The sequence below is a fragment of the Streptomyces sp. NPDC058373 genome, assembly GCF_042723275.1.
Taxonomy (GTDB): Bacteria; Actinomycetota; Actinomycetes; order Streptomycetales; family Streptomycetaceae; genus Streptomyces.
The window spans coordinates 56,931-69,638 of record NZ_JBHXJE010000025.1 but is presented as its reverse complement, the minus strand read 5'-3'; the positions used below and the strand labels follow the sequence as shown (position 1 = coordinate 69,638).

The 12,708-nt window shown below is 75.0% G+C and carries 6 protein-coding genes; 5 read left to right on the top strand and 1 reads right to left on the bottom strand.

The genetic code is table 11. The annotated features are described in order from the left end of the window. The first annotated feature begins 64 nt into the window (after window positions 1-64). Entirely contained in the window at window positions 65-1,123 is a 1,059-nt protein-coding gene (locus ACFWMZ_RS16495; protein WP_383183674.1) for a LacI family DNA-binding transcriptional regulator, read from the top strand. Between the two features lie 61 nt (window positions 1,124-1,184). Here the strand turns inward: ACFWMZ_RS16495 and ACFWMZ_RS16490 are convergent, their stop codons facing one another. Further along, the gene (locus ACFWMZ_RS16490) at window positions 1,185-2,417 is read right to left on the bottom strand and encodes a glycoside hydrolase family 64 protein (RefSeq protein WP_383184250.1); all 1,233 of its coding nucleotides are present in this window, start codon (window positions 2,415-2,417) and stop codon (window positions 1,185-1,187) included. A 1,355-nt stretch (window positions 2,418-3,772) separates the two neighbouring features. On the opposite strand from ACFWMZ_RS16490, the gene ACFWMZ_RS16485 reads away from it, so the two are divergent. The 4 genes from ACFWMZ_RS16485 (at window position 3,773) to ACFWMZ_RS16470 (ending at window position 12,627) form a co-directional block, all read left to right on the top strand. Beyond that, entirely contained in the window at window positions 3,773-5,722 is a 1,950-nt protein-coding gene (locus ACFWMZ_RS16485) for a serine/threonine-protein kinase (RefSeq protein WP_383202181.1), read from the top strand. A gap of 228 nt (window positions 5,723-5,950) precedes the next feature. Continuing rightward, complete coding sequence (locus ACFWMZ_RS16480; protein WP_383202178.1) at window positions 5,951-8,650, top strand: protein kinase; 2,700 nt, start codon at window positions 5,951-5,953, stop codon at window positions 8,648-8,650. 159 nt (window positions 8,651-8,809) lie between these two features. Beyond that, window positions 8,810-10,561 carry a serine/threonine-protein kinase gene (locus tag ACFWMZ_RS16475; protein WP_383202175.1) on the top strand — a complete coding sequence of 584 codons (1,752 nt, stop codon included), beginning with the start codon at window positions 8,810-8,812 and terminating at the stop codon, window positions 10,559-10,561. Window positions 10,562-11,010: 449 nt separating this feature from the next. Then, window positions 11,011-12,627 carry a succinic semialdehyde dehydrogenase gene (locus tag ACFWMZ_RS16470; RefSeq protein ID WP_383202172.1) on the top strand — a complete coding sequence of 539 codons (1,617 nt, stop codon included), beginning with the start codon at window positions 11,011-11,013 and terminating at the stop codon, window positions 12,625-12,627. Window positions 12,628-12,708: the final 81 nt, after the last annotated feature.

Sequence of the window (12,708 nt, the reverse complement as noted above, 5' to 3'; positions counted from 1 at the left end):
GGGGCACCCGGCGTACGCTGACCGGCGAACCACGCCCGTCCGCCGTCCCGCAGGAGTGCCCGCCGTGCCCGTACCGCCCGCCACCCCCCGCCCGACGCTGGAGGCCGTCGCGGCCCGGGCGGGGGTCTCCCGGGCGACCGTCTCCCGCGTGGTCAACGGCGGGGCGGGCGTCACCGAGCAGCTCGCCGCGCGCGTCCGCCGGGCCGTGGACGAACTGGGGTACGTCCCCAACCGTGCCGCCCGCGCCCTGGTGACCCGGCGCCACGACGCCGTCGCCGTCGTCATAGCCGAGCCGGAGACGCGGGTCTTCACCGACCCGTTCTTCGCCCTCCAGCTGCGCGGCATCAGCGACGAACTGACCGCGCGCGACGCCCAGTTGGTCCTGATGCTGACCCGGGGCGACGAGGACTGCGAGCGCGTCGGCCGCTACCTGGCCGGCGGCCACGTGGACGGTGCCCTGGTCTTCTCCCTCCACCTGGACGACCCGCTGCCCGGCCTGGTCCGGCGCGCGGGGTTGCCCGCCGTCTTCGGCGGCCGTCCCGGCGACCCCGCCGCCACGCCGTACGTGGACTGCGACAACCGGGGCGGCGCGCGCACCGCCGTCCGTCACCTGGCCTCGCTCGGGCGGCGCCGGATCGCCCACATCAGCGGGCCGCTCGACCAGACCTCGGCGGTCGACCGGCTCGACGGCTGGCGGGATGTCACCGAGGCCGCCGGGTCCGGTCTGGACGCCGCCCCCGATCTGCTGGCCCCCGGCGACTTCACCCCCGAGGGCGGTGCCCGGGCGATGAGCGCTCTGCTGGAGCGCCGCCCCGACCTCGACGCCGTCTTCGCCGCCTCCGACCTGACCGCCTCCGGGGCGCTGTGGACCCTGCGCGGCGCCGGGCGCCGGGTGCCCGAGGACGTCGCCGTGGTCGGCTTCGACGACCTGCGCACCGTCGCCCGGCACACCGAGCCGCCGCTCACCACCGTCCGCCAGGACATCGAGGAGATGGGCCGCCTGATGGCCCGCAGCCTGCTGGACGGTGACGGCAACGGCGACCGTACCGTCCGCCCCGGCGACGCGGAGGAGCCGGACGGGATCGTCCTGCCCACCACCCTGGTCCGGCGCGCCAGCGCGTGAACGCCCGGACGCGGCAGCCCTGAGGAGGGCTGCCGCGTCCGGGCGCGGAAGGCCGGCAGGGTCAGGCGCCGACCCGCACGGTGAAGCGCACCGGGTTGTCGTCGTGCGCCGCACCGGAGACGTCGGGCTCTCCGTCCGGGCGCACGTCGTCGTAGGGGAAGGCGTACCCGATGGGGGAGTTGGCGTGGACCACGCGCGACCAGTGGTTGGTGACCGGGTCGAGGTAGTAGTCGTCCGCGCCGCCGCCCGGCTGGTCCGGGTGGGTCAGCAGGGTGCTGCGGTTGAAGCCGGCCGCGAGCCGCGCCAGCAGCCCCTTCTTCTCGTCCGAGTCGGAGGGGTTGTTGGTGAACGGGCCGTGGTCGCAGGTGAAGATGTCCCGCGAGACGGGGCGGGGGAACTCGTGGCCGCCGTTGAAGGTCAGCACGTCGCCCTGGACCCGGCCGGTGAACACGCCCCGGCCGCCCTGGAGGTCGATCCGCAGGTCCTCGTTGCTGTACTTCTCCCAGACCTGGTCGATGTAGGGCTCCCAGACGTCCTTGAACGGCATCCGGTCCGGCTCTCCGAACCACGGCGCCATGATGGACTGCGGCGAGACCACCCGGAGCACGTTGCCGTCGTCGCCGCGGATGACCAGCTGGTCCCAGGGCTGCCCGTCGCTCTGGGCCTGCGCCTCCAGGTCGGCGGCGATGCGGTCCACGGCGCCGTCGGGCATCGGCGCGACGTCGTGCGTGCCGTCGCCCTCCAGGGTGATGCCGATCGGAAGCGCGGTGACCAGGTCGACGTAGCTGATGTTCGAGTAGAGCTGCGTGGTGTTGAAGGTGAACTCGCAGAACGACCAGACGCGCCCGTAGTTGGGGTCGTCGGGCGAGGCGAAGGCGGGCTCCACCAGTGACGGCCCCGGGTTGAGGTAGAAGTCCAGGGTGTCGTCCCGGACGAAGTAGACCCGGGAGCCGTACATCTGGGGGAGCGTCAGCACGAGCGGGTCGGAGCCCGCGGAAGGCAGCGGGATCGCGCAGTCGTCTGGCAGCGGGGTGTTGGGCTCGGCGGGGGAGTCGGGGCGGAAGACGCTGCCGTCGGCGCGGAGGATGATCCACTGGTCCGTGGACAGTTCGCGCCCGGTCACATAGGCGTTGACCTGGCCTGACAGCGAGGTGTTCTCCAGCGCCAGCTCGCAGGTGTCGGGCGCCGCCGCCCGGGACCGGGTGGTGGCGGCGGAGAGCTGCGGAACGCCGAAAACGGTGGCGGCTCCGGCCGCGCCCGCGACACCGGTGAGGAACACTCTGCGTGAGATCACGGAAGCCTCCTGGCTCTGTACGTGTGGGGGTGGGCCGCGGGCCGTGGGGGAGTGGGGGGTGGCCGCTGCGGCTGGCCCCCACTGTTGCGGGGTGGAATGAACGCGTCAAGGGATCGGGTTGAGAGCGCTCTCAAAAACTTTCAAACGGCTGAAAACAGGGGGTGGCTGCGCCGGCTGGGCTGTCGGTTGGCTCAGCGCGGCTCAGCGCGGCTCAGCGCGGCTTGGCCGCGCCGGTCCGGGTGGTGGTGGCCTCAAGCGCCGGCCGGGCTGGGTTTGGGTGCGGCCTGGCTTGCCCGCGCCGGTCACTGATTGGCCTCAAGTGCCGGCCGGGCTGGGATTTTTTCGGTCGGCGTTGGCTTTGAGTGGCGGCCTTGCCGGGGGTTCGCGGTTGCTCCGGTGGGTGGGTGGGGTGGGGCCGCGCCGGGGTACCTCCTCACAAACTGACAGCTCAAGGGTCAGTTGGAGCATGGCGGCCGAGGTTGTCAGTTTGCTGCGGGGGCACCCCGGCACGACCCCACCCCACGGTCTCGTACGCGGCCAACCGCCGGTGGGCGGGCAGACCGTCTCCTATTGCTCGGTCCGCCACCGTGGCGGTGATGAGTGGGAGGACCACCGCACCGCTCCACGACAGTGACCACAGACGGCCGCACCTGTCGGACGAGAGATTGCTCGGTGACGGCCCCACCCGCCACCGGCGGCTGGCCGCCGACGAGACGGGAGGGCGGGGACGGGCCGGGGTGCCCCCGCAGCAGACTGACGTGAGGAGCCCGCATAACGCGACAGGCTCCCACCTCGTCAGTCTGTGAGGAGGTACACCGGTGCGGCCCCGCCCGCACCACCCCACGGACAAACCGCGAACCCCACGACAAGGCCGCACTCACGGCCAACGGCAACCGACAAAACCCCAGCCCGGCCGGCGTTTGAGGCCAATCAGTGACCGGCACGGCCGAGACGGACAGACGGCCAAACAACAGCCCGGCCGGCGCTTGAGGCCATCTTGGACCGGCACAGCCGAGCGGCGCTCAGCCAGCCCCAGCCCGGCCGGCGCTTGAGGCCATCGTGGACCGGCACAGCCGAGCGGCGCTCAGCCAACCCCAGCCCGGCCGGCGCTTGAGGCCATCGTGGACCGGCAGGGTCGGGGCGGACAGAACGCCAAAGAACAGCCCGGCCGGCGCTTGAGGCCGACAGGGGGGGGCGAGGCAGCGCCCGTAACGCCCAGCCACACCATGATGTGTCGTCATATCATGGGGAACCCAGCCCTAGTGGGTTCCCCCAGCCCTCAGGCCCCAGGCGCAGCCCACTCCCCGCGTGAGGGACAATGAAGGCTCTGTCGGGGCGGGTTGCAGAGGGGACGCATGACGGACGCGGAGCAGTCGCAGAAGGCCCGTCGGGACGACGGGTCGCAGGACGGCGGCCGGCTGCTCGCCGGGCGTTACCGGCTGGGCGGCGTACTGGGCCGGGGCGGCATGGGCACGGTGTGGCGCGCCGAGGACGAGACCCTGGGCCGGACGGTCGCGGTCAAGGAACTCCGGTTCCCCTCCTCGATCGACGAGGAGGAGAAGCGCCGCCTGATCACCCGGACCCTGCGGGAGGCCAAGGCCATCGCCCGTATCCGCAGCAGCGGAGCGGTCACGGTCTACGACGTCGTGGACGAGGACGACCGGCCGTGGATCGTGATGGAGCTGATCGAGGGCAAGTCCCTCGCCGAGGTGATCCGCGAGGACGGCACCCTCACCCCGAGGCGCGCCGCCGAGGTCGGCCTCGCCATCCTCGGCGTGCTCCGCGCGGCGCACCGCGAGGGCATCCTGCACCGTGACGTGAAGCCGTCCAACGTCCTCATCGAGGGTGACGACGGCCGCGTCGTCCTCACCGACTTCGGCATCGCCCAGGTCGAGGGCGATCCCTCGATCACCTCCACCGGCATGCTGGTCGGCGCCCCCTCGTACATCTCCCCGGAGCGCGCCCGCGGCCACAAGCCGGGACCGGCCGCCGACCTCTGGTCGCTGGGCGGGCTGCTGTACGCCTCCGTCGAGGGCATCCCGCCGTACGACAAGGGCTCGGCCATCGCGACGCTCACCGCTGTCATGACCGAGCCGCTCGACCCGCCGAAGAACGCCGGGCCGCTCTCCGAGGTCATCTACGGGCTCCTCGCCAAGGACCCCGAGCAGCGCCTCGACGAGGCCGGGGCGCGCGCTCTGCTGCGCGAGGTGATCGCCACTGAGGAGGCGGGCGCGGGCCAGGCGGCCGAGGCCACCAAGGTCGTCCCGCTGCCGAAGCCCGCCGACGGCTCCGCCCGCGAGAGCAGGCCCCGGCTGGAGAAGACGCCGAAGGCGGCCAAGGCCCCGAAGGCGGCGTCCGCCGCGGCCGCCCCCGCCAAGTCGCCCGCGCTCTGGCCGAAGATGCAGGCCTCCGACGACGCGCCCGCCGTGCCCCCGGCGGCCGTGTCACCGGCCGCCGCGCCCACCACGGCGACTGCCGCCGGGGGGCCGGGCGGGCGGGTGCCGGTCGCGCGGGCCTCGCTCACCGACGTGGTGTCGCGCCGTTCGCTGGTGGTGGCGCTGGTCGTCGCGGTCCTGCTGGTCGCGGCCGTGCTCGGTTTCGTCCTCACCCGGGGCGGCGACGACTCCGGTGGCGGAGGCGGTCCGGCCGGTGGCGGCGACAAGAACGCCTCCGCCGGGGCCACCGGCGGGGAGGGCGGCGAGAAGGCCGACGGCGGCAAGGGCGCCGCGCAGGACGGAGGCAAGGACGGTGCCGGGTCCGGCGACTCCGGCAAGGGCGAGAAGGACGACGGCGCCGGGGACGGCAAGGGCGGCGACGACGCCGGCACCGGCGAGGGCAGTGGCCATGACCCGGGCGAGCCCGGCGACGACACCCTCGCCCACACCACGTACCGCCACGCCCAGGGCTTCAAGATCGGCCTGCCCGAGGGGTGGAAGTACACCACCACCGGTGCCGCCGGGGCCCGCTTCACCGGCCCGGACGGGCAGAAGCTGCTGGTCGGCTGGACGGGGACGCCCAAGGACGACCCGGTCGCCGACTGGAAGGCGCAGGAGAGGTACATGCGCCGCGCGCAGTACGAGCGCATCCACATAGAGGCGGTCGACTACCGGGGCTGGAACACCGCCGACTGGGAGTTCACCTACGTCGACGGGGGCGTGAAGTACCGCTCCATCGACCGGGGTCTGGTCGTCGACAAGAGCCTCGGGTACGGGCTGATGTACACCGCCAAGGACGCCGAGTGGCACTCCGAGCTGCGCGAGGGCACCTGGCGGACCTTCACGGAGACGTTCCAGCCGAAGAAGTAGCGCGCGGGGCATCGGGGCGGCCCCCGCCCCGGTGCCCCGCCGGGCCCGGGTCGGGCCCGCCCGGCCGCCAGATCGCCCATCCCCTCATCTCCGCCGCCGTCGGCACGTATCGTGAGTGCTTGCGCACCGGGGTGGGGTACAACGGGCCCGAGTGCGAACGGATTTGACCACCGTGCGGCAGGGCAGAAGGCCCGGGCCAGGGCCGGGCCGCCGGGGAAGGGGGACGGGATGGACGAGTACGCGGGACGGGTCCTCGCCGACCGGTACCGCCTGCCGCTTCCCCCGGCGGGCGCCTTCGAACTCTCCGAGACCCCCGCCTTCGACTCCTACAGCGGCCAGGAGGTCCTGGTCCGGCAGGTGCTGCTGCCGGAGGTGGTCGAGGCCGAGGTCCTCGACGGGCAGGGCGGCACCCACGACTACGCGCAGGCCGCGCCGCCCGGCGCCCGTGCCACCCGCAGGCCCGCCGACCCGGCCGTCCGCCGCGCCATGGAGGCCGCCCAGGCCGCCGCCCGCATCCCCGACCATCCCCGGCTCGACCAGGTCTTCGACGTCTTCGCCGAGGACGGCTCGCTCTGGATCGTCAGCGAGGCGGTGCCCGCCCGTCCGCTCGCGGCCCTGCTCGCCGAGCGGCCGCTGACGCCGTACCGCGCGGCCGAGGTCGCCGCCGACGTGCTGACCGCACTGCGCGTGCTGCACGCCCACGGCTGGGTCCACCGCAACATCACCTCCCGCACCGTGCTGGTCTGCGACGACGGCAGGGTCATGCTCACCGGCCTGGCCGCCGGAGCCGCCGAGGAGGCGCTCTGCGGTTACGACCCGGTCCCGGCCCCCGAGCCGGAGGAGGGGCCCGGCACCGCCCCCCAACCCGAGGCGGCGCCCGCCCCGGGCCCGGGCCCCGCCGCCCCGCCGCAGCCCGAACTCCCCGCCCCCGCATCCCCGGACGCCCCCGCGCCCCGACCGCCCGGCCGCGGCGGACCGCCCCCCGGCGCCGGAGCCCGCGCCGCCCGCGCCGGAGCCATAGCGGCATACCGCGCCGGCACATCCCGCGCCGCCGCCCGCCTCAGCGAGGAGCAGCGCCGCCGCCTCGGCGAGCAGCACCCCGGGCAGGAGCCCGCCTCCGCCGAGGCCGAGGCCGGGCCCGAGGAGCGGGCGCCCGGCCGGATAGCCGACCCGTACGGGGTCGGGGCCCGCGAGGCGGCCGGTTCCTGGCACGGCGCCACCCCGCGCCCCCGCGACCCGGCGGCCGACGGGCCCGGCCGCGACGCGGACCGCCCCCGCCTGCCCTACCAGGAGCACCCCGAGCCGTACGGCGCCCCCCGCCCCGCGCCCGAGGAGCGCCCCGGCGACCCGTACGCCCTGCCGCCCGGCCTGCACCCCGAGGCGCTCGCCCCCGGCGACGCCGCGCCCTCGCCGTACGCGGACCACGTCGTGCTGCCGAGCCCGGGCAATCTGCCGATCGCCGCCGTCCCGCACGCCCCCGAGCAGCCGGCGGTGGAGCTGGAGAAGCCCGCACCGGCCAGCTGGGACGAGGTCATGGCGGCGCCGCGCGGCGCGGGCGGCGGGCCGGACACCCCGTTGGAGGCCGAGCGCGCGCGGCAGGCGCGGATGACCGTGGTCGGTGCCGTCACCGAGCGGTGGGCGCCCGAGCAGGCGGGTCCGGTGCACGACCGGTGGCAGCTGGCCGCGCCGGTCGGGCCCGCCGCCGACCTGTGGGCGCTGGGCGCGCTGCTCTTCCGTACCGTGCAGGGCCACGCCCCCTACCCGGAGGAGAGCGTCGCCGAGCTGGTCCAGATGGTCTGCGCCGAACCGCCCGCCTTCGCCGAGGAGTGCGGCCCGCTGCGGCCGGTCGTGGAGTCGCTGCTGCGCCAGGACCCCACCGAGCGGCCCGACTTCGAGGAGCTGAGCGGCTGGCTGCGCTCCATGGTCCGCTCCGCGCCCGAGCCCGACGCCGGGCGCGACATCGTCGCCGCCCCGCCGTACGAGCCGCGCAGGCTGCCCGAGAAGCGCCGCCGGGGCGAGATGGTCCGCCGCCGGGGCAGGCGCCGCCGCGCCGCCGCGCCCCGCCCGCCCGCCCGCGAGCAGCGGCCCGCGCCGCCCGCCCCGGCCCCGGCCCGGGCGGAGTTCGCCGACGGCGCCGACCTCGACAGCGCGTACAGCACGCCCCGGGTCCGGCGGCAACCCCGGCAGGGGCGGCCGCCGAAGGAGCGCGGCGAACCGAAGGCGCTCGGCCGGACCCTGCTGCTGAGCATCCTCGGCGGGGTGGCCGTGGTGGTCGTGGCGGCCGTGCTGTTCCTGCCCAAGGAGGGGGAGGGCGGGAACGGCGCGCCGGCCGCGCCCGCTCCCACCGACACCCGGCAGGCCCCGCCCGCCGCCTCCCCGCCCCCCGAGGCGGGCACCTCGCCCGACGGGGAGCAGTCCGAGCCCTCCGGCGGCGGGGAGGACGAGGAGCCGCCCGCCGACGGGAACGGCGCCGAGGTCGCCCAGGGCTTCACCCTGCGCAAGGACACCGAGGGCTTCCGGGTCGCCGTGGCCAAGGGCTGGCAGCGGCAGCCGAAGAACGGCGGGGGCCAGGTCGTGTACTCCGACGGCACCTTCGACCTGCTGGTCGTCCCGGGCCGCGACACCACCGGCCGCTACGGCGACGATCCCCTCGACTACCAGCTCCAGCACGAGCGCGAACTCGCCCCGTACCGCGCCTCCTCCTGGACCACCTCGCAGAATCTGCGGCGGATCGACGTCGGCGGCCGGGCCATGGCCGAGGGCACCTTCACCTGGGAGTCGGAGAACGGCACCGAGCTGTACGTCCGCAACCTCGCGATCCTTCTCGGCGAGCGCTACCACGTCGTCCAGGTGCGCGGCCCCGACGCCGAACGCGACGAGGTGGACCGCCTGTTCGAGCAGGCGTCCGGAAGCTACGCCGCCAAGTAAGGCGAGGAGCGCGGTCCTTGGACCTTATGGCCGCGCCTCCGGGCGCCCACCGTGGCAGAGTGGCCGCCATCACGGTGGGGGCGGCGCCCGTGTCACGGTGCTGACACCGAGTCCCCGCCACGGTGGATCCGGGCCGGTCGCTTCAAACAGGATGTGAGCATGACGAACAACGGGGGACAGCAGAACGACCCCACCAGCTACGACCTGCGCCCGCCGCAGCAGCCGCCCCCGCCCCGCCAGGGCGAGCCCTCCCCGGCCGGCCGGTACGGCTACCCGCCGGCCCCGCGCCCGCCCGAGCCCGGCGGCCCCAACCCGTACGCCACCCCGGCGGCCGACCCGGCCGACCCGGCCGGTGCGGCCGCGCCGCCTCCGCCGCCCGCGCCGCAGCCCGGCGGCCCGAACCCGGCGGTGCCCGGGGCCGGACGGGTGATCGGCGGGCGGTACCGGCTGGACGACCGACTCGGGCACGGCGGCATGGGGACCGTCTGGCGCGGGTTCGACCTGGTGGTGCACCGGGCCGTGGCGGTCAAGGAGCCCCGGCTGCCGGACCACCTGAGCGAGGCCGAGCGGGAGAACGCGTACCAGCGGATGCACCGGGAGGCGCGGGCCGCCGCCCGGATCGAGCACCCGGCCGTCGTCACCGTCCATGACGTGGTGGTGGAGGAGGGCAAGCCCTGGGTGGTCATGGAGCTGGTCACCGGCGGCTCGCTCGGCGACCGCCTCCAGGACGGCACCCTCGACCCGCGCGAGGCGGCCCGGATCGGCCTCGCCGTCCTCGGCGCGCTGGAGGCGGCCCACGAGGCCGGCGTCCTGCACCGGGACGTCAAGCCGGACAACGTGCTGCTCGGCAAGGGCGACCGCGTCGTCCTCACCGACTTCGGCATCGCCCAGGTCGAGGGGGAGCAGGGGCTCACGGAGACCGGCGCGTTCGTCGGCTCCCCGGAGTTCATCGCGCCCGAGCGGGTCCTCGGCCAGCACCCGGGCCCCGCCTCCGACCTCTGGTCGCTCGGCGTCGTGCTGTACGCGGCCGTGGAGGGCGTCTCGCCGTTCCGCCGCTCGCACACCCCCGCGACCCTCCAGGCCGTCCTGTCGGCCGAGCCGTCCACGCCCTCCCGGGCGCCCGGGCCGCTCGGCCAGGTCGTCATGCAACTCCTGCGCAAGGACCCGGCGTTCCGCCCCGGCCCGGCCGAGGTCCGCCAGGCGCTCGCCGCCGTCGCGCGGCCCGCCTCCGCCGCTCCCGGCGTGACCCGGCTGGTCGGCCAGGGCGCGAGCCAGTGGATGCCGCCGGTCATGCGGCGGAGCCCGAAGGCCCGGTACGGGGTGCTCGGCGGTGTCCTCGCGGTCGTCCTCGTGCTGGTCCTCATCGCCGTCAACCCGTTCGGCGGCGGCGGGCTGCCCGACGGCTGGGTCTCCCGGCCGGAGGCGGAGACGGTCTCGGCCGACATCGCGGTGCCCAAGGAGTACAAGCGGACCACCACCGACAGCGACGACCACAGCGTCCGCTTCAACGACCCGAGCGGCGTCTTCTTCGTCTACGTCGAGAAGGTCGACCGTAAGGAGGAGACCTCCTCCCCGGAGGAGAAGCCCCTCGCGCCGAACGCCTCCGCCTGGAAGCGCTACTACGAGCGGGGCGGCTCCGACGAGACCGAGCTGGAGGAGGCCAAGGTCGCCACCACCACCGTCGACCACCAGGGCCGCGGCAACGCCTTCGAGACGGTCGTCGACCACTACCGTTACGGCGAGTCCGATGACGAGGACGCGCTGCGCCGTCGCTACCACGAGCTGGTCGTCCCCGGCGAGAACCAGGTCTACTGGCGGCTGCGCGTCGGCATGCCGGGCGCCGGCAAGGCCCTGGACGACGGCGAGGAACTGTTCCGCACGATCGCGGACCACTTCACGGTGCAGATGTAGGACGCGGTACGGGAGCGGCGCGCGGCCTCGCGGGGCTCCGGGGGTAGCTCCGGCGCCCGGTGAGGCGGCCGGCGCCTTCGCGGCCCGGTTCGGCTGGGACCCGCGTAGCGAGGAGGCGCCGTACGTGTACGTGCGGGTGGTGCCCACTGCTGTCCGGGCCTGGCGCGGGGAGGGGGAGCCGCGGGGGCGGCTGATCCTGCGCGACGGGGTGTGGCGGGGGTGACGCGGGGCTCTCGGGGGTGCGCGAACGGCGCCTGCGGAGGCCCCCGCGCGGCCCCGCGCCGTCGCATCCCGCACACTCCCGTGATCGAGTTCGCGAGTCGTCGTGACGGTGTCGAGGCCCTGATCAGCGCATATGTGCCAGTGACCGCTGGCGCGATGTGAGGGCGGGGTGAAACGTACTTACCGGCGGGTACCCAAAAGCGCTGGGTGGCCGTACGCTCACGCTCATGACGGAGACGCAGGCCACCGGTGCGCGCACCGGCACCAACCCCCTCGCCCCGGCCCCCCAGGGGACCCGCACCGCGGCCGACGTGGTGACTCCCCAGGTGGTCGCGCAGCTCACCCGCGACGTGGTGGGCTCCGGGCGGACCGCCAACCACGCGCCGTTCACCGGTGAGAAGCTGGCCGACCTGCCGGAGTCGACGCCCGAGGAGGTCGCGGACGCCTTCGCCCGGGCGCGCGCCGCGCAGGAGGCCTGGGCCGCCACCCCGGTCGCCCGCCGCGCCGCCGTGCTGCTGCGCTTCCACGACCTGGTGCTGGCCCGCCAGGCCGAGGTGCTGGACCTCATCCAGGTCGAGACCGGCAAGGCCCGCACCCACGCCCACGAGGAGGTGCAGGCCGTCGCGATGGCCGCCCGCCACTACGGCCGCAAGGCCTCCTCGTACCTGCGCCCCAAGCGGCACACCGGTGCCGTCCCCGGCCTCACCAAGGTCACCGAACTGCGCCAGCCGCGCGGGGTCGTCGGCCAGATCGTGCCGTGGAACTACCCCTTCGAACTCTCGGCCGGCGACGCCCTGCCCGCCTTCGTCTCCGGCAACGCCGTCGTGATGAAGCCCGACACCGAGACCGCGCTCACCGCCCTGTGGGGCCGCGACCTGCTCATCGAGGCGGGACTGCCCGCCGAGGTGTTCCAGGTGGTCATCGGCGAGGGCCAGGTGGTCGGCACCGAGGTCGTGCGGCACGCCGACTACGTCTCGTTCACCGGCTCCACCACCACCGGCAAGATCGTCGCCCAGCGCGCGGCCTCCCGGCTGATCGGCTGCTCCCTGGAGCTCGGCGGCAAGAACGCCATGCTGGTCCTGGCCGACGCCGACCTCGACAAGGCCGCCGCCGGAGCCGTCCGCGCCTGCTTCTCCTCCGCCGGGCAGCTCTGCATCTCCATCGAGCGGCTGCTGGTCCACGAGTCGGTCGCCGACGCCTTCCTGGAGCGGTTCACCGCCCTCACCAAGGCGATGCGGCTCGGCAACTCCCTCGCCTACGGCGCCGACATGGGCTCGCTCGCCGGGCAGCGGCAGTTCGAGGCGGTCCGCGGCCACGTCGAGGAGGCCGTCGCCAAGGGCGCCAAGGTCCTGGCGGGCGGGCAGCCCCGGCCGGACATCGGTCCGTACTTCTTCGAGCCGACCGTCCTGGACGGCGTCGAGGAGGCCATGGCGGTCTGCAACGACGAGACCTTCGGCCCGGTCGTCTCCGTCTACCGCTTCCGCGACGAGGAGGAGGCGATCACCCGCGCCAACGCCACCTCGTTCGGCCTCAACTCCAGCGTCTGGACCAAGGACGGCCGCCGCGGCCGGGCCCTCGCCGCCCGCCTGCGCACCGGCACCGTCAACCTCAACGAGGCGTACGCCTCCGCCTACGGCTCCGTGCAGGCGCCGATGGGCGGCATGAAGGAGTCCGGGATCGGGCGCAGGCACGGCGCCGAGGGCATCCTCAAGTACACCGAGCCGCAGACCGTCGCCCACCAGCGGCTCCTCCCGATGGCCCCGTCCTTCGGCATGGACGACGCCCAGTACGCCGCGTTCATGACCCGCAGCCTCCGCGCCATGAAGGCCTTCCGCCTGCGCTGACACCCCGGCGCCGGGCCGGCCACCCCGCCGCCCGGCGCCCCGCACCACCCGCCTCGCGCGGGCGCCCGCCACCCGGCACGG